The sequence below is a fragment of the Janthinobacterium sp. AD80 genome, from assembly GCF_002878455.1.
Classification (GTDB): Bacteria; Pseudomonadota; Gammaproteobacteria; order Burkholderiales; family Burkholderiaceae_D; genus Janthinobacterium.
This window is the reverse complement of record NZ_NRDQ01000091.1, coordinates 27,913-45,696: the sequence shown is the minus strand read 5'-3', so window position 1 is coordinate 45,696 and position 17,784 is coordinate 27,913. Positions and strand designations below refer to the sequence as shown.

At 62.3% G+C, this 17,784-nt stretch carries 16 protein-coding genes and 1 pseudogene; 6 read left to right on the top strand and 11 right to left on the bottom strand.

Going from position 1 to position 17,784, the window contains the following annotated elements; all coding sequences use genetic code 11:
- Together JaAD80_RS18145 and hemE are read right to left on the bottom strand one after the other, a co-directional pair.
- Positions 1 to 791, bottom strand: a pseudogene (locus tag JaAD80_RS18145) (histidine kinase); the annotation flags it as partial.
- A gap of 869 nt (positions 792 to 1,660) precedes the next feature.
- Positions 1,661 to 2,746, bottom strand: coding sequence for a uroporphyrinogen decarboxylase (hemE, locus tag JaAD80_RS18135; RefSeq protein WP_102296068.1), 1,086 nt, complete (start codon positions 2,744 to 2,746; stop codon positions 1,661 to 1,663).
- Positions 2,747 to 2,944: 198 nt separating this feature from the next.
- Between hemE and JaAD80_RS18130 the strand changes: the two genes are divergently transcribed.
- The 6 genes from JaAD80_RS18130 to JaAD80_RS18110 all read left to right on the top strand — a co-directional run bounded on the left by JaAD80_RS18130 (position 2,945) and on the right by JaAD80_RS18110 (position 12,519).
- A complete protein-coding gene (locus JaAD80_RS18130; protein WP_102296067.1) occupies positions 2,945 to 4,903 on the top strand; it encodes a prolyl oligopeptidase family serine peptidase in 1,959 nt (652 codons plus the stop codon).
- Entirely contained in the window at positions 4,900 to 9,081 is a 4,182-nt protein-coding gene (locus JaAD80_RS18125) for a DEAD/DEAH box helicase (RefSeq protein ID WP_102296065.1), read from the top strand. Before JaAD80_RS18130 ends, JaAD80_RS18125 begins: the two co-directional genes overlap by 4 nt.
- A gap of 67 nt (positions 9,082 to 9,148) precedes the next feature.
- Positions 9,149 to 9,457, top strand: coding sequence for a hypothetical protein (locus JaAD80_RS31570; RefSeq protein ID WP_258003071.1), 309 nt, complete (start codon positions 9,149 to 9,151; stop codon positions 9,455 to 9,457).
- Complete coding sequence (locus JaAD80_RS31565) at positions 9,450 to 9,638, top strand: hypothetical protein (protein WP_258003070.1); 189 nt, start codon at positions 9,450 to 9,452, stop codon at positions 9,636 to 9,638. Before JaAD80_RS31570 ends, JaAD80_RS31565 begins: the two co-directional genes overlap by 8 nt.
- Before the next feature lie 176 nt (positions 9,639 to 9,814).
- Positions 9,815 to 11,674, top strand: coding sequence for a DUF885 domain-containing protein (locus tag JaAD80_RS18115; protein ID WP_102296076.1), 1,860 nt, complete (start codon positions 9,815 to 9,817; stop codon positions 11,672 to 11,674).
- A gap of 179 nt (positions 11,675 to 11,853) precedes the next feature.
- The gene (locus JaAD80_RS18110; protein ID WP_102296064.1) at positions 11,854 to 12,519 is read left to right on the top strand and encodes a hypothetical protein; all 666 of its coding nucleotides are present in this window, start codon (positions 11,854 to 11,856) and stop codon (positions 12,517 to 12,519) included.
- Between the two features lie 83 nt (positions 12,520 to 12,602).
- Here JaAD80_RS18110 and tatC read toward each other — a convergent pair whose 3' ends face one another.
- The 9 genes from tatC to hisH form a co-directional block, all read right to left on the bottom strand.
- The gene (tatC, locus tag JaAD80_RS18105; protein WP_102296062.1) at positions 12,603 to 13,358 is read right to left on the bottom strand and encodes a twin-arginine translocase subunit TatC; all 756 of its coding nucleotides are present in this window, start codon (positions 13,356 to 13,358) and stop codon (positions 12,603 to 12,605) included.
- Positions 13,355 to 13,897 (bottom strand): Sec-independent protein translocase protein TatB, encoded by a 543-nt coding sequence (gene tatB, locus JaAD80_RS18100; RefSeq protein ID WP_102296061.1) that lies wholly within the window; start codon positions 13,895 to 13,897, stop codon positions 13,355 to 13,357. The genes tatC and tatB overlap by 4 nt, the downstream gene beginning before the upstream one ends.
- A gap of 47 nt (positions 13,898 to 13,944) precedes the next feature.
- Positions 13,945 to 14,181 (bottom strand): Sec-independent protein translocase subunit TatA, encoded by a 237-nt coding sequence (tatA, locus tag JaAD80_RS18095; protein ID WP_102296059.1) that lies wholly within the window; start codon positions 14,179 to 14,181, stop codon positions 13,945 to 13,947.
- Between the two features lie 79 nt (positions 14,182 to 14,260).
- Positions 14,261 to 14,632: a histidine triad nucleotide-binding protein gene (locus JaAD80_RS18090; RefSeq protein ID WP_102296058.1), complete on the bottom strand. Its 372-nt coding sequence runs from the start codon at positions 14,630 to 14,632 to the stop codon at positions 14,261 to 14,263.
- 15 nt (positions 14,633 to 14,647) lie between these two features.
- On the bottom strand, positions 14,648 to 15,019 hold the full coding sequence (locus tag JaAD80_RS18085) for a phosphoribosyl-ATP diphosphatase (protein WP_102296056.1): 372 nt from the start codon (positions 15,017 to 15,019) through the stop codon (positions 14,648 to 14,650).
- Positions 15,016 to 15,453, bottom strand: a complete 438-nt coding sequence (gene hisI / locus JaAD80_RS18080) for a phosphoribosyl-AMP cyclohydrolase (protein WP_102296054.1) — start codon at positions 15,451 to 15,453, stop codon at positions 15,016 to 15,018. The genes JaAD80_RS18085 and hisI overlap by 4 nt, the downstream gene beginning before the upstream one ends.
- A gap of 34 nt (positions 15,454 to 15,487) precedes the next feature.
- Complete coding sequence (gene hisF / locus JaAD80_RS18075; RefSeq protein ID WP_102296052.1) at positions 15,488 to 16,249, bottom strand: imidazole glycerol phosphate synthase subunit HisF; 762 nt, start codon at positions 16,247 to 16,249, stop codon at positions 15,488 to 15,490.
- Positions 16,250 to 16,310: 61 nt separating this feature from the next.
- Entirely contained in the window at positions 16,311 to 17,084 is a 774-nt protein-coding gene (gene hisA, locus JaAD80_RS18070) for a 1-(5-phosphoribosyl)-5-[(5-phosphoribosylamino)methylideneamino]imidazole-4-carboxamide isomerase (protein WP_102296050.1), read from the bottom strand.
- Positions 17,085 to 17,139: 55 nt separating this feature from the next.
- Complete coding sequence (gene hisH, locus JaAD80_RS18065) at positions 17,140 to 17,778, bottom strand: imidazole glycerol phosphate synthase subunit HisH (protein ID WP_102296048.1); 639 nt, start codon at positions 17,776 to 17,778, stop codon at positions 17,140 to 17,142.
- Between the last annotated feature and the right edge of the window lie 6 nt (positions 17,779 to 17,784).

Genomic DNA, 17,784 nt, shown 5'->3' with positions numbered 1-17,784 from the left:
GCATGCAGCACGCTCTGGTCGGGCGCGAAGGCCAGCAGGGCCGGCATGGCGCTGGCGCTCAGGCGCACGGGCGCGATGGCCATGCCCGCATTGGCCGCCGTCGCCGTGCGCAGCAGCCATTTCTCGGAATCGCCATCCTGCAGCACTAGGATGCAGCTGCTGGCACGGAAGAACACCCGGTTCTTTTCCATCACGGACGACAGCGAATGGTTGACGCCGAAACGGGGATTGGACAGGCGGCTGACGTCGCGCAGCAGGGCCAGGCGGCGCTTCTGCTGCAAGCCCATGCCGCCCCAGTAGGCGATCAGGTGGCCCAGCGCCAGCAGGAAGCTGGTACACCACAGCAAGTGCCAGCGCTGTTCCGGCGTCTCGGCCAGCAGGGCGACAAGCATCAGCGCGGCGGCCGACAGCAGGGTCACGCGCGCGCCTTCGCGAAAGCCGAACTGGAACGAAGCGGCCAGGATGGCGAAAAAGAACAGCAGGAAGACATAGCCGTTGCTGCTGCCGCTGTAATACACGATCAGGCCGAACCAGGCCACGTCGTACCAGTAGATGGCCTTGCCGGGCATGCTGGACAGGCGGATCAGCATGACGGCGAACAGGGCCGCGCTGTGCAGGGCATACGCGCCGCAGACGACGGTGGCCACGCCGCTCAGGCGGGTGTCGCCGCCCGGGTTGAATACGCAGATGAGTACGGCAAACACGGCCAGCAGCAGGCGGATCCCGCAGACCATGGCAGCGTCGGCGGTATCGCTCGTCAACTGCACGCTGAATGCGTTCTCGTCCTTCACCGTACCTCCGCGCCGTGGGATGTCATCCAGGCAAGGTCAAACGTCTTGCCACTATGCAAAAACTATAAAATTGCTTTCTTTGCAATGCGCGAGTGTACGCAGGGAACTAGTGTTTGTCTACAGGAAAATATGCGCTTCTTTACCCAGGCAAAGAATGCCGCTGCCTGTGAAAGATGTCTGTGGATAACTTTGTGGACAAAACAAAATTAACGTCAAGAATAATGTGGACAGAAAATTTTGAGCGCCGTCAAGGGGGGCACGCAAGAAAATTAAACTATTTAAAATCAATGACTTGAAAATCCCTGCCCGGGACGGCGAAAAGCGGGACACTTTCCACGCGTCTGTGCATAACTGAGCTGTTCATGCTTTTTTTACACAAGAATAGACACAATTTGTATGACTCAAATCAATGTCTTTCTGGCTACGCCCGGGCAAACTACGCTGTTGTCGGGCAAGCGCCTGGTCAACGCGCCACCGGCGCCTGAAAATTGTTTAAATATCATGCGCTGCAACATACACTTCGCGTGAAACCTGCACATCTGCGCTAAGTACCGGTTAACAAAATACTTTTCAATTTTATCCACAGAATCTGTTGATAACTTTGTGGACAATGAACTGATAAGCCGTCCAAAGGCAAGCATAACCTTGTCCGCAAGCCTGAAGTCCATGCGGAAATGAAATTTTTAGTTCTTAATAATCAAATACTTGCATAGACTCCCCGGGCAAGGCGTATTCACTGCCTATTATTTCCGCAGCAAAAAAAATTGTGCATAAGTCGGTCTTTCCTGCTATGCGGCAGCCATGAAAAAAGGCAGGCTTCCGTGGGAAAGCCTGCCTTGTGCGTCCCCGATCAGGGGAAGGACGCGGTATTACTGGCCGCTGCGCATGGCGCGGCTCATGCTGTGCACCGCTTCCACCATCGCTGACACCGATTCCGGCGGCGTGAACTGGGAAATACCGTGGCCCAGGTTGAACACGTGGCCCGTGCCGGCCGATGGCGCACCGAAGGCGTTGAGCACTTTCGCCACTTCAGCGCGGATCTGCTCGGGGCTGGCGAACAGGATGGCGGGGTCGAGATTGCCCTGCAAGCCCACTTTATGTCCGACCAGCTGGCGCGCGCGCGTCAGGTTGACGGTCCAGTCCAGGCCCACGGCATCAGCGCCGATGTCGGCGATCTGCTCGATCCACTGGCCGCCGCCCTTGGTAAACACGATAGCCGGGATCTTCACGCCGTCCTTGTCGCGTTTCAGCTGCGCCACCACCTGCTGCATGTAGGCCAGCGAGAATTCCTGGTAGGCGCCATCGGCCAGCGCACCGCCCCAGGAATCGAAAATCATCACGGCTTGCGCGCCAGCATCGATTTGCGCGTTCAGGTATTGCGCCACGGAGGTGGCGTTGATGGCCAGGATGTGGTGCATCAGGTCCGGACGGCTGTACAGCATCTTCTTGATGGTATGGAACTCTTTCGAGCCGCCGCCTTCCACCATGTAGCAGGCCAGGGTCCACGGGCTGCCGGAAAAACCGATCAGCGGCACGCGACCGTTGAGTTCCGTGCGGATCTGCGTGACGGCCTTGAACACATAGTCAAGCGAGTCCAGGTCCGGCACTTGCAGGGCCTTGACGTCCTGCTCCGTGCGCAGCGGGCGCTCGAACTTCGGTCCTTCGCCATCGGCGAAATACAGGCCCAGGCCCATGGCGTCGGGCACCGTCAGGATGTCGGAAAACAGGATCGCCGCGTCGAGCGGAAAGCGTTCCAGCGGCTGCAAGGTGACTTCCGTGGCGTAGTCGGGATTCTTTGCCAGGCCCAGGAAGGAGCCGGCCCGCTCGCGCGTGGCGCGGTACTCGGGCAGGTAGCGGCCGGCCTGGCGCATCAGCCAGACAGGCGTGTGCTCGGTCGGCTGGCGCAGCAGGGCGCGCAGGAAAGTGTCATTCTGGAGCGGAGCAAATTGTGGCATGGAAGGCAATCAATAGCTTGGAGAAGCGGTATTATCGCATCCAATCGCCGCCATTTCATTGATTCCGGTGCCGCTTTGCAGCATTTGCCGCGCGCGCCACCGCTTTCGTTGTGCCTGCCCTTCCATTATGATGACGGACACCGCCGCGCGCCCTGACCCTGCCTGGCGGCCCCGATCCCACCACCATACGGAGCCCGCATGACATCGACCGCATCCAGTCCATCCGCCCTCACCGCCCCTTACGGCACCTGGCCCTCGCCGATCAGCGCGGCCATCGTCGCCGCCGGCGCCTCGCCGCTGACGCAGCTGGCCCTGGGCGGCGCCGCTGGCGATGACGTGTACTGGCTGGCGGGCCGCGCCAGCGAAGCGGGCCGCAACACCCTGCTGCGCCAGCGCGGCGCGCGCGTCGATGAACTGACGCCGGCGCCGTTCAATGTGCGCACGCGCGTGCATGAATACGGCGGCGGCGCGTATGCCGTTGCCGGCGACAGCATCGTGTTCTCGCATTTCGCCGACAACCGCCTGTACCGCATCGCCGGCGATGGCGCGCCGGAAGCCTTCAGCACGGGCGGCAACACGCGCCATGCGGACTTCGTCATCGATGCGGCGCGCGCGCGCCTGATCGCCGTGCGCGAGCAGCATCCGCACGAGGGCCATGCGCAGCCGGAAAACAGCCTGTCCGCCGTGGCGTTCGACGGCAGTGAAACGGTGCTGGCGCGCGGCCACGACTTCTATGCGGCGCCGCGCCTGTCGCCGGATGGCAGCCAACTGGCCTGGATCAGCTGGGATCACCCGCGCCTGCCGTGGCAAGGCACGGAACTGTGGCTGGCCGACGTGCAGGCCGATGGCAGCCTCGGTTCGCCCCGCCTGATCGCCGGTGGCATGCGCGAGTCGATTTGCCAGCCGGAATGGTCGCCCAATGGCTTGCTGCATTTTGTCTCCGACAGCAGCGGCTGGTGGAATTTGTATCGATTGCACGCCGGCGAGATCGAGGCGCTGTGCCCGATGGAAGCGGAATTTGCCACGCCGCACTGGACCTTCGGCGGCAGCATGTACGGTTTTCTTTCCGATGACGAGATCGTCTGCACATATATCCAGGCCGGCATCAGCTACCTGGCGCAATTGAACGTGGCGGCGGCCAAGCTGGAACCGATACCCCATCCATACCAGGAAATCCGCGAACTGCGCGTGGGACCCGGCTTCGTCGCGCTGCTGGGCGGCAGCCCCACCATCGCGCTGGAACTGGCGCGCATCGATCTGGCTAACCATGAGCTGGAAGTGCTGGCGCAATCGATCACGGCCCTGCCGGCGCTGGGCTATCTGTCCGTGCCGCGCAGCCTGAGTTTTAGCAGCAGCAATGGCCGCACGGCCCACGCCTTCTTCTATGCGCCGCACAACACCGACGTGCAGGCGCCGGCAGGAACGTTACCGCCCGTCATCGTCATCAGCCATGGCGGCCCCACCAGCATGGCCAGCAATACCTTGAAACTGGCGACGCAGTACTGGACCAGCCGCGGCATCGGCGTGCTCGACGTCAACTATGGCGGCAGCAGCGGCTTCGGCCGCGAATACCGCGACGCGCTGCGCGGCCAGTGGGGCATTGTCGACGTGGAAGACTGCATCGCCGGCGCGCGCTACCTGGCCGCCAACGGCCTGGCCGACCCCGAGCGCCTGATCATCCGCGGCGGCAGCGCCGGCGGCCTGACGACCCTGTGCGCCCTGACCTTCCACGACGTCTTCAAGGCGGGCGCCAGCTACTATGGCGTGTCCGACCTTCAGGGCCTGGACAACGATTCGCACAAGTTCGAATCGCGCTACACCGACTACCTGATCGCCTCGCAGCCGCAAGCCGAGGCCCTGTACCGCGAGCGTTCGCCCATCCACCACACGGATAAGCTGTCGCGCCCCATGATCTTCTTCCAGGGCCTCGACGACAAGGTGGTGCCGCCGCAGCAGTCGCAGCTGATGGTCGACGCGCTGCAGGCGCGCGGCGTGCCGGTGGCCTACGTGCCGCTCGAAGGCGAGGGACACGGCTTCCGCAAGGCGGAAAACATCGTGCGCACGCTGGACGCGGAACTGTATTTCTACCAGCGCGTGTTCGGCCTGCCCGTGGCGGCCGGCGAGCCGCCCGTGCATATCGATAATCTGCCTGCATGACCGAACAGACTGTAGACCAGCATTTGCTGGACGAGTTCGCGGCCCTGGAGCGGCACGAGCAAATGATCCTGGCCTTGCTGGCCATCACGGGCGAACCGGTGGGCAAGCATGCCGTGTATGAACACTTGCAGCGCGCCAACGTGGTCGAGCCGGACGGCACGCCATTTACCCTGGCTGCCGTCACGGGCATGCTGCAGCGGCTGGCGCGCCTGGCGCTGGCGTCGGAAATCGTCGGGCGCGGCTATGCCTGCGAAGCGAAGCTGCGCTGGCCCGCCATGCGCGCGGCCATCGAGCACCTGGCGTTCCGCGACCTGTGCCAGGCCATCGAAACCATCAATCCCGTGCGCCGCAACTGGGATGGCTATGTGGAATTGCGCAGCTACCGGCAAGGCGTGGCGCGCCTGCGCATCGCCCTGCTGCGCAATGACGAGGTACGCCACGAGGCTGCCATCCTGGCCGCCTGCATGGCCTGCTATGAAGCGCAGCAGCTGCATCCGCTGATCGAGATTTTCGGCCGTCCATTCGAACCGGAAATGTTGTCCTTCGTCATGCCGCAATTGCAGGATGACATACTCGCCGTGCTGCTGGGCAATGCCCCGCGCGAGCCAGGCACGGCGCACGCCATCCGCGCCTACGCGCGCGAACATCACACGCGCCAGGCGGCGGCCGGCGACCATATCGGCGCCGCCCTGCCGCTGGCCCTGGCCGAAGATGCCCTGCTGTGCGGCGAGCTCGACATGGCCGCGCGCTACCTGGCAGGCCAGCAGGGGCCGCAGGCGCTGTTTGTCGACAGCAGCATCGCCCTGTTGCGCGGCGAACATGCGCGCGCCGTGGCGGGCTTTGAAACGGCCTTGAAAGGGCTGCGCAAGGAGGCGGGCAAGCGCAAGCTGTGCTTCACCGGCATCGGCGGCCATTTATATATGCTGGCCCTGCTGCGCGGCAACGACGCCAAGCTGCTGAAAAACGCGGAAAGCTACCTCGATATCGCCCTGCATGCGCAGCCCAACCACGACAGCATCGTCTACCATCAGCTCAATACCTTGCGCCTGGTGCGCGCCGGCGTGCTGCAAGCCGACGCGATTCCCACACGCAACTGGGAGACCGGCTTGCAGGCACAGCTGTTCCAGGCCTTGCTGTATTACTGGCTTGCGTTGCCGCAACTGGCCGAACGCAAGCCCCAGCTGCGCCTGCTGGTGCAGCAGGCGGACGCGGCTGGCTACGAGCTGATCGCGGCGCAGGCGGCCGGCCTGCTGGGCCTGATGAGCGAGCCGGAACAGGAGCGCTATGCCACGGCCAGGCGGGCCAGGCACGGCTTGACGGACATGGCGCCGTGGTTCGAGCGCCAGGAAGCGTGGCAGCGCCAGCTGAGCGCGCTGATCAACCTGCAGCAGAACGCGCCCGCCGAAGCCGTCGGCAGCGTTTCGCGCCTGGTGTGGCTGGTGGCGTTCGACCCGCGCTTTGGCCTCACGGCCGTGGAGGTGCGCGAGCAGAAACGCGATGCCCGTGGCGGCTGGAGCAAGGGCCGCGCCATGGGCCTCAAACGCCTGGCCGAAGAGGCGGGCGACATCGATTTCCTCACGCCGCAGGATGCGCGCGCGGCCGGCAGCATCGCACCGTTCAAGCAATATTATTCATCCGCGCCACGCTATGAAATCGAGCTCGACAAAGCGGCCGTGCTGCTGGTGGGCCACCCGCTGGTGTTCTGGCTCGACCATCCCGACACGCGCGTGGAACTGATCGCCGGCGCGCCCGAGCTGCTGATCAAGTCGCACGAAGGGCAGTTGTGGCTGGGCATGCAGCCGCCGCTGCCCGACAGTGGCAGCAACGTGGTGGTGCAGCGCGAGACGCCGACGCGCCTGCGCGTAGTGCACATCCTCGACGAGCACCGGCGCATCGGCGCCATCGTCGGCCTGGGCCTGTCCGTGCCGCTGCATGCGGAAAAACAGGTGATGCAGGCGATCGGCGCCATCTCCTCGATGGTGACCGTGCAATCGGACATCGGCGGCGGCGCCGGCGACGCGGAAAGCATCACGGCCGATCACCGCCTGCACGTGCACCTGCTGCCGTATCAGCAAGGCCTGAAAATGCAGATTTTGGTGCGCCCGCTGCTCGACAACGGCGCCTATTACGCGCCCGGCAGCGGCGCCGAAAGCGTGTTTGCCGATGTGGCGGGCCGGGCCGTGCAGGCGCGGCGCGACCTGAACGCGGAACGCGAAGCGCAGCGCCAGCTGATCGGACAATGCCTGGTGCTGGAAGAGGCGGAAGAAGAGCATGGCGAATGGCTGCTGGGCCAGCCAGCGCTGGGCCTGCAACTGCTGGTGGAATTGCAGGCGCTCGATCCCGCCGGCATGGTCCTGGCGTGGCCCGAAGGCGAAACCATGCGCGTGTCGAAACGCATCGACAGCGGCCAGATGCGCCTGAACATCAAGAGCGAAAAAGACTGGTTTGCCGCCAGCGGCGAAGTACAGATCGACGAAGACAAGGTGATGGATTTGCGCGCCCTGCTCGACTTGATGCAGAACAATAAAAGCCGCTTCGTGGCCCTGGGTGACAACCAGTTCCTGGCGCTCAGCGACGAATTGCACCGCCGCCTGTCGGAGCTGGCCGCGTATGGCGAAGCGCATGCCGATGGCGTGCACATCCACCCCCTGGCCGCGTTTGCGCTGGAAGAGCTGGCCAACGATGCGGGCGGCGTCAACGCCGACAAATTGTGGCGCGAACACTTGCTGCGCCTGCGCGCCCTCGACGACTATCAGCCGCAGCTGCCCAGCACCTTGCAGGCGGACCTGCGCGACTACCAGCTGGCCGGCTTCAACTGGCTGGCGCGTCTGGCGCACTGGGGCGTGGGCGCCTGCCTGGCCGACGACATGGGACTCGGCAAGACATTGCAGGCGCTGGCACTGATCCTGGCGCGCGCGCCCAATGGCCCTACCCTGGTCGTCGCCCCCACGTCCGTGTGCATGAACTGGATCAGCGAAGCGCAGCGCTTCGCCCCCACCTTGAACATCAAACTGTTCGGCTCGGGCGACCGCGCCGGCATGCTGGAGACCCTGCAACCGTTCGACGTGGTGGTGGCCAGCTATGGCTTGCTGCAGCAGGAAGCGGCCATGTTTGCCGGCGTGCACTGGCATACGATCGTCCTGGACGAAGCGCAGGCGATCAAGAATGGCGCCACCAAGCGCTCGCAAGCCGTGATGGGCCTGCAAGGCGACTTCCGCATGGTAGCCAGCGGCACGCCGCTGGAAAACCACCTGGGCGAATTGTGGAATCTGTTCCGTTTTATCAATCCCGGTTTGCTGGGCACGCTCGACCAGTTCAACCTGCGCTTTGCCGGTCCCATCGAGAAGGACCAGGATAAACGGGCGGCGGCCGGTGCGCGCCTGCGGCTGCGGCGTTTGATCGCGCCGTTCATCTTGCGCCGGACCAAGACGCAAGTGCTGTCGGAACTGCCATCGCGCACGGAAATCGTGCTGGAAGTGGAATTGTCGCCGCAGGAAACGGCACTGTACGAATCGCTGCGCCGCGAAGCGCTGGAAAAGCTGGCCATGGTGGAAGGGCCGGCATCGAAAAAGGCCATCCAGATCCTGGCGGAAATCATGAAGCTGCGCCGCGCCTGCTGCAATCCGCAGCTGGTGGCGCCGGAACTGGGCCTGGCCAGCAGCAAGCTGGCGGCCTTCGCGCAACTGCTGTCGGGCTTGCTGGAAAACCGCCACAAGGTGCTCGTCTTCAGCCAGTTCGTCGACCATCTGACCTTGATCCGCCAGCACCTGGAACAGCATGGCGTGCGCTACCAGTACCTCGATGGCGCCACACCCATGCAGGAGCGCAAGCGCCGCGTGGATGCCTTCCAGGCCGGCGAAGGCGATGTCTTCCTGATCAGCCTGAAGGCGGGCGGCATGGGCATCAACCTGACGGCGGCCGATTACGTGATCCACATGGACCCGTGGTGGAATCCGGCCGTGGAAGACCAGGCCTCGGACCGCGCCCACCGCATGGGGCAGTTGCGCCCCGTCACCATCTATCGCCTGGTGGCCAGGCACACGATCGAGGAAGGCATCGTTGAATTGCACCAGCACAAGCGCGACCTGGCCGACAGTCTGCTGGAAGGCAGCGACGCGGCCGCGCGCATGTCTGCGGGCGACATGCTGGGCATGCTGCAGGAGGGCTTGAAGCGATGAGCTTGAAAAATAAATGGCAAGCGGCGTTCCATGCGATGATCTCTTTTCCCTGTGTTGATACCCTGCCATGACCGACCTTATCGCCACCAGCGCCGGCCAGCGCGCCACCTTCTTGTGCGGCAAATCCTGGACCGCCTACGTCAGCACCTTCATCATCGCCGTGCTGCTGTTTTTCGCCGCCCTGCCCCTGGCTTTCAAGTACAACACGCGCGCCGCCCTCGTGGTGCTGATCGGTTCGGCGCTGATCGTCGGCTACCGCGTGCTGACCATCCGCAGCTACCAGCTGTACTACGACGAGGCGGGCGTGTGGCTGGCCTCCGGCATCTTGCCGTGGAAGAAAAAAACTGATGGGCGTCAAATGGCGCGACATGGATGAAGCCGTCTATGAAACGAACTTCTGGAGCTGGCTGTTCCAGTCGTATACGGTGCGCGTCAGCCAGCGCTACACGCAGGACATCGAGATCCACGCCACCGGCATGGCACGCGGCAAGGATGCCGTGGCGGCCCTGAATGCGCGCCATCAGGAACTGCTGGGCGGCAGCGCCATCGTCGTCTAGGCCAGGCAGCCGGGCGGCGCGAGCGCAAAAATCTGCGCAGCGGCGGCAATTAATGCTAATCTTTGGGCCGCCCTGGCAAGCAAAGCCAACCTTTCAATAGTTGTTTGTTGCCTATATTGTCAGTTTTTTGTTTACTGATAATAACAAATAGCCAAATATTCAAGAGATGAACTATGCTGATAAAAAATAAAGTTGCGCTCGCCGCATTGATGATGGCCTTCACGCTGACACCGGCCAGCGCCGCCAAGAAGCCGCAAAAGAACGGCAAGGCAAGCACCAGCAGCAGCAAGAAAAAAAGCGTCGGCAAGAAAGCCGCCGTCGTCACCGCCGCCACGGCTGCCACCGCCGCGGCCGCCGCGAACGAGACCAGCAGCGACCGCTCGATGAATAACCTCAGCGGCCAGTTCCTCACGGCCCTGTGGCGCCTGGATCCGGAAAGCGCGATTGCCGCCGGCAAATACGACGGCGCCGCCAACCTCACCATCCCGGATGCGGCCAGCCGCCAGAAGCAACTGGCGTTTATCGAAGAATGGCTGGGCAAGTTCGGCAAGCTGAACGCGAGCAAAATGTCGGACAAACAACGTACCGACCTGGCCCTGCTGACCAACAAACTGCAGTCGGACCGCTGGTATCTGACCACCTTCCGCGAGTTCGAATGGAATCCCGCCCAGTACAACGTGGCCGGCACCATCGACTTCATCCTGAACACGGAATACGCGGCGCAGCCGCAGCGCCTGCGCACCTTGCTCAAGCGCATCGCCACGGTGCCGCAATATTACTTGGCCGCGCGCGCCAGCATCGTCAACCCGACACGCGAACACACGCAGCTGGCCATTGCCCAGAGCGCTGGCGTGCTCAGCGTGCTTGACGACCTGAACAAGACGGCGCAGGCGTCGATCCTGACGCCGACCGAGAAGCAGCTGTACCACGCCCGCGTCACTGCGGCCCGCACGGCCGTGCAAGGCTATGCCGCCTGGCTGACGGAGCAGGATGCCGCGCTGGCGCAGAATGGCAATGCGCGCTCCTTCCGCATCGGCAAGGATTTGTACGAGCAGAAATTTGCCTACGATATCCAGGCCAGCGTGAGCGCCGAACAGATGTACCAGAAAGCCCTGGCCGCGCGTGAAAAGCTGCTTGAACACATGGATAGCCTGTCCGACGAACTGTGGCTGAAAACCATGGGCAACACGGCCAAGCCGGCCGACCGCACGGCGAAGATCGGCATGGTGATCGACAAGCTGTCGAGCAACCACGTGGCCGCCGCCGACTTCGTGCCGGAAATCCGTCGCCAGATTCCCGAGCTGCAGGAATGGGTCACCAGCCACAACCTGCTGACCATGGATCCGAAAAAGCCCCTGGTCGTGCGTGAAACGCCGGCCTATCAGCGCGGCGTGGCCGGTGCCAGCATCGAAGCACCGGGCCCTTACCGTCCGCAGGACCGCACCTATTACAATGTGACGCCGCTCGATGGCGAAACGCCGGAACAGGCGGAAAGCAGCTTGCGTGAATACAACCACTGGATCTTGCAGATCCTGAATATCCACGAAGCCATTCCCGGCCATTACACGCAGCTCGTGTACGCCAACAAGTCGCCGTCCTTGGTCAAGTCGATCTTCGGCAATGGCGCCATGATCGAAGGCTGGGCCGTGTATGGCGAGCGCATGATGCTCGAGTCGGGCTATGGCAATAACGCGCCGGAAATGTGGCTGATGTACTCGAAGTGGAACTTGCGCAGCGTCACCAACACCATCCTCGACTACAGCGTGCACGTGCTGGGCATGACGGAAGCGCAGGCACTCGACCTGCTGACGCGCCAGGCTTTCCAGACCAAGCGCGAAGCAACGGAAAAATGGCGCCGTGTGCAGTTGAGCTCGGTACAACTGACCAGCTATTTCAGTGGCTACAGCGAAATCATGGACTTGCGCGAACAGCGCAAGCAAGCCCTGGGCAACAAATTCGTGCTGAAGGATTTCCATGAGCAATTCCTCAGCTACGGCAGCGCCCCCGTGAAAGTCATCAAGGAACTGATGAATTAAGCGGCTTTGTTTCCATGGGAAGGGCGCTGCGGCGCCCTTTTTTTGTGCTCCGCATGCGCGTTTGCGCCAGCGCAAACCACCCCGCTCCGTGAGCGCTAATCTGCTGTGAAGGCAGGCGCCGCCGCACTCCTCGCTGGCAATTGCCGATTTTCCTGCTAGGCTGGATATCAGGAGCGTCCATGCATATGCCCATCCAGTTCGACACCCTCGATTACGCCAAACGCCTCGCCTCGGCCGGCGTGCCCATGCCGCAGGCGGAAGCGCATGCGTCGGCCCTGGGCGATGTGCTCGGTTCGGCTGTCGTCGTGCATGGCGAACTGGCGGCGCTGGAGCGCAATCTGCTGGGGGAAATCAAGCTGGTGTCGCACAAGGTCGACACCAAGTGTGGCGCCCTGGAATTCAAGATCGACGGGCTGGAGCGGACACTCGATGGCAGCAAAGATGCGCTGGAGCAGACATTCGATACGAGGGTAAATGCACTGGAACAAAAATTCGATACCAGGATCGATGCGCTGGAACAGAAAGTCGATACCCGGGTCGATGCGCTGGAACAAAAAATCGATGCCCGGATCGATGTACTGGAACAGAAACTCGATACCAGGGTCGGTGCACTGGCACAGAAACTCGATACCAGGGTCGATGCACTGGCACAGAAATTCGATACCAAGGTCGATGCGCTGGAACAGAAATTCGATGCCAGATTCGATCACTCGGAGCACAAATTCGATGCCCGCCTGGAACGCCTGGACTTGCGCCATGGGGCGGACATGAAACACGTGTACTGGATGATGAGCACCCTGATCCTGCTCAACCTGGGCATCCTCAGCAAACTGATGCTGCAGTAAGCACTCACCAAGCGACTGCCCAAAGAAAAAGCCGCTGCTCCCGAAAGAGGCCAGCGGCTTTTGCTTGCGCGCCCGCCAGACGTCTAGGACGCCTCTTCCGGCGCCTGCGTGGCCTTGACGAAGATCGGCGCCACCAGCAGGCCCAGCTCGAACAGCAAACACATGGGGATGGCCAGCGAGAACTGGCTGACCACGTCCGGCGGCGTGACGATGGCGGCGATGACGAAGGCGCCGACGATGATGTAGGGGCGCACTTCCTTGAGTTTCGCGATGGAAACCAGGCCCATGCGCACGAGGATCACCACCACGACGGGCACCTCGAAGGTGGCGCCAAAGGCCAGGCACATCGACATGACGAAGTCGAGGTAGTTTTCGATATCCGGCGTGACCGCGATCGAGGAAGGCGAAAAATCGCTGATAAAGTGGAAGACGCGGCCAAAGACAAAGAAATAGCAGAAGGCCACGCCGGCCATGAACAGCAGCGACGAGGAAATGACCAGCGGCGCGATCAGGCGCTTTTCATGCGTGTACAGGCCGGGGGCGATGAACGCCCACATCTGGTACAGCACCCAGGGCAAGGCAACGATGAAGGCAATCACCAACGTCACTTTCATCGGCACCAGGAACGGCGAAATGACGCCGGTGGCGATCATTTTCGAGCCGGCCGGCAGCGAGGCGATCATCGGTGCGGCGATGAAATCGTAGATCTGCGACGGACCGGGCCAGTAAAACAGGATGGCGCAGACGACGGCGATGCCGATCGAGGCTTTCACCAGGCGGTTGCGCAGCTCGATCAGATGCGAGATAAAGGTTTCTTCCACCGGGGATTTGCTACTCATGAGTAAAAGGAGGAGGAACTGGCGCGCGGACGGAAGCGCGCCACGCGGGCGGCCGCCGACTGCACGTGCGTCTTGCCGCCATGGCGCTGCTTGTACCAGCCAGGCACGGCGGAGTTGCGCACCAGCTTTTTGCGGCGGAATTCGCGTGCCTTGCGGGCCAGGTCATCGTTGGTGGCGCGCAGCATGGCTTCGTGGGCGTCATGCCCGTCGTCGTGACCCGCATACGAGGTCGAGTCGCCACGCCAGGCGTTTTCCACCTCGGCCAGGTTGCCGGAAATCGAGTTTTCCACGCCATGCATGGATTTCTCCACGCTTTGCTTGACGGACTGGGCGGCATCCTGCACTTCCTTCTGCAGGTTTTTCAGCTCCTCCATCTCGATTTCACGCGAGACTTCGGACTTCACCTGGTTCAGATAGCGCTGCGCGCGGCCATACAGGGTACCGGCCATGCGCGCCACTCTCGGCAGCTTTTCAGGGCCGATGACTATCAACGCAACCACGCCGATGATGGCGATTTTAGAGAGACCGAGATCGATCATAAGCGGACAAGGCTGTTACCGGACGAGGCAAGCGCCCCGCCACGCTATCAGGACTTGTTTTTCTCTTTCGTCTCGACGTCGATGGTGCTTTTGTCGGCCACTTGCGATGGCGCAGCAGGAGGGGTGTTGGTGGCAGACGCATCATCGTCGCCCTTGACGCCATCCTTGAAGCCTTTGACGGCCTTGCCGATATCACCGCCCATATTGCCCAGTTTCTTGGTGCCGAAGACCAGCATCACAATGACCAGAACGATCAGCCAGTGCCAAATACTCAATGAACCCATCATATTCTCCTTGCGGGACGGTGCCCGATAGCGTCAACCAATGCCGGTAGTATACACGCGAACCCGGCGCGCGGCGAAATCAGTGCTGGCCGCGCCAGGGACGCGGGCCGCCATACACGTGCATGTGCAGGTGATACACCTCTTGCCCGCCGTCCGGGCCGCTGTTGATCATGGTCTTGAAGCCACCGGACGGCACGCCATCGGCGTCGTAGCGGACGGCGCAACCGAACTCGGCAGCGAGTTTTGGCGCCAGGCGCAGCAGCTTGCCCAGCACTTGCGTGTAGCTGTCGTCGCAGTCGGACAGGCTGGCCACGTGCTGTTTCGGGATCAACAGCAGGTGCACGGGCGCGGCCGGATTGATGTCGTTGAAGGCCAGCAAGTCCTCGTCTTCATACACGATGGTCGAAGGAATTTGTTTTGCAGCAATCTTGCAGAAAATACAGTTATCCACGTCCACTCCAATAAGTCAGTGTTGATCCGCTTCGCCCGCGTCGCGCAACTCGTCCTTGCGCGCGGCTTTCTCTTCCAGTCCGGACAGGCCTTCGCGGCGCGCCAGCTCGTCGAGCACCTGCTGCGGCGTCAGGTCGAACTGCGCCAGCATCACCAGCGAGTGAAACCACAGGTCGGCGCACTCGTACAGCACCTTCGACGGGTCGTTGTCGCGGCGCGCATCCTTGGCGGCCATCACGGTTTCCGTCGCTTCCTCGCCGATTTTTTTCAAAATCGCATCATCGCCCTTGGCAAACAGGCGCGCCACGTACGAGGTCGCAGGGTCGCCGCCATTGGCCAGCTTGCGCGATTCGATCACGGCGGCCAGGCGTTTCAAGGTTTCGCTCATTTGTTCTTGCTTTCCGCGTAAATCGTCTCAGGGTCTTTCAGCACGGGATCGGTGACTTGCCATTCGCCGGTTTTTTCGTCGCCTTCAAACTTCTGGAAGAAGCACGAGTGGCGGCCCGTATGGCAGGCGATGCCGCCAGCCTGCTCGATTTTCAGCAAGACCACGTCTTCGTCGCAATCGAGGCGGATTTCCAGCACCTTTTGCGTGTGGCCGGACTCTTCGCCCTTGTGCCACAGCTTCTTGCGCGAACGGCTCCAGTACACGGCTTCGCCCAGCTCCACCGTGCGCGCCAGCGCGTCGCGGTTCATCCAGGCAAACATCAGCACGTCATTGCTGCCCGCTTCCTGCGCGATCACGGGCACCAGGCCATGCTCGTCCCACTTGACCTTTTTCAGCCACTTGGCATTGCTCGATACAATTGTTGCGTTTTGCATGTTCTTCTATCCTGCTGATATTGACTGCTGCTATTTACGCCAGGCGCATGGGAATGCCCTGCTGCGCCATGAAACGCTTGGCTTCCTGCACCGTGTGCTGGCCATAGTGGAAGATGCTGGCGGCCAGCACGGCGTCCGCGCGGCCCACCTTGATGCCATCGACCAGGTCCTGCAAGCCGCCCACGCCGCCCGAGGCGATCACGGGAATGCTGACGGCGTCGGACACGCCGCGCGTCAGGCCCAGGTCGAAGCCCACCTTGGTGCCGTCGCGGTCCATGCTGGTAAGCAAGATTTCTCCGGCGCCCAGGCTTTCCATTTTACGCGCCCACTCGAACGCATCCAGGCCGGTGGCATTGCGCCCGCCGTGGGTAAACACTTCCCACTTGCCGGGCGACACCTGCTTGGCATCGATGGCCACGACGATGCATTGCGAGCCGTGCTTTTGCGACGCTTCGTACACCAGTTGCGGGTTCGTCACGGCCGAGGTATTGATGCTGACCTTGTCGGCGCCAGCGTTGAGCAGCCGGCGCACATCTTCCACCACGCGCACGCCGCCGCCCACCGTCAGCGGAATGAACACTTGCGAGGCGACGGCTTCGATGATGTCGAAGATCAGGCCACGGTTGTCGCTGGACGCGGTAATGTCGAGGAAAGTGATTTCATCGGCGCCCTGCTCGTCATAGCGGCGGGCAATTTCCACCGGGTCGCCGGCGTCGCGCAATTCCGTGAAATTGACGCCTTTGACGACGCGGCCATTGGTCACGTCGAGGCAGGGGATGATACGTTTTGCAAGCATGATGAGTTCCAGATTGTCGCCAGGCCGGGACGTGCGCGTGCACGCTCCCGGCCGGGCTGGCTTAAACGGCGGCGTCGGTCAGTTCGTCGGCGCGTTCCTGCGCCTGCGCCAGGTCGATCGTGCCTTCATAGATGGAACGGCCGCAGATCACGCCTTCGATGCCTTCGGCCTGGACCGCGCACAGCGCTTCCACGTCGCCGATATTGTGCAGGCCGCCCGAAGCGATGACGGGGATTTTGACGGCTTGCGCCAGCTTGACGGTGGCCTCGATATTGATGCCGCCCATCATGCCGTCGCGGCCGATGTCCGTGTAGATGATCGACTCAACGCCGTAGGCTTCGAATTTTTTCGCCAGGTCGATCACTTCGTGGCCGGACATCTTGCTCCAGCCATCGGTTGCCACCTTGCCATCCTTGGCGTCGAGGCCGACGATGATGTGGCCGGGGAAGGCGCTGCAGGCGTCATGCAGGAAGCCGGGGCTTTTCACGGCCGCCGTGCCGATGATGATGTAGCTGATGCCGGCGTCCAGGTAGCGCTCGATGGTGTCGAGGTCGCGGATGCCGCCGCCCAGCTGCACGGGGATTTCCTCGATGTCGTGTTCCACGGCGAAATCCTGCACGGCCTTCAGGATGGCCTTGACGGCGCCTTCGTTCTTCGGCTTGCCCGCAAAAGCGCCATTCAGGTCGACCAGGTGCAGCCGGCGCGCGCCTTGCTTGAGCCAATGGAGGGCCATGTCGGCCGGGTCTTCGGAAAATACGGTGGCAAGTTCCATATCGCCTTGTTTCAGGCGTACGCAGTGACCGTCTTTCAGGTCGATGGCGGGAATAAGCAGCATGGTCAGTGTGGTCTAGAGTGAGTGTGAGGAGCGAAAAAAAGCCGGAAAGATAAGGTCAAGGTTGCCAATGAACGAAGTTCTTGTACAGCTGCAAGCCAGCGGCAGCGCTTTTCTCAGGGTGAAACTGTGTCGCGAAAATATTATCACGGCCGACGGCGCACGCGAACGGTGCGCCATAGATAGTCTCGCCGACCGTGTGCGCCGCCACTTGAGGTTGAGCAAAATAGCTGTGCACAAAGTAAAAATAAGCGTTGTCGGCGATGCCAGCCCACATGGCATGGGACGCCGTTTGCCGCACTTGGTTCCAGCCCATTTGCGGCACCTTGAAGCGCGAGCCGTCTTCCTGCTCCTGGCCGTCGAGCTGGAAGCGCACGACTTTGCCTGGCAGCAAGCCCAATCCGGCCGCATCGCCTTCTTCGCTGCGTTCGAACAGCATTTGCTCGCCGATGCACACGCCCAGCACGGGCTTGCTGTCGGCGGCGCGCAGCAGCGCTTCGAGCACGCCCGATTCGCGCAGGCTGCGCATGCAGTCGGGCATGGCGCCCTGGCCCGGCAGGACGATGCGGTCGGCGCTGTCGATGTCGGCCACTGCGCCGGAAATACGCACATCGGCTTCCGGCGCCACGGCACGCAGGGCCTGCGCTACCGAGCGCAGGTTGCCCATGCCGTAATCCACCACCACAATTTTATTCATGTTTGA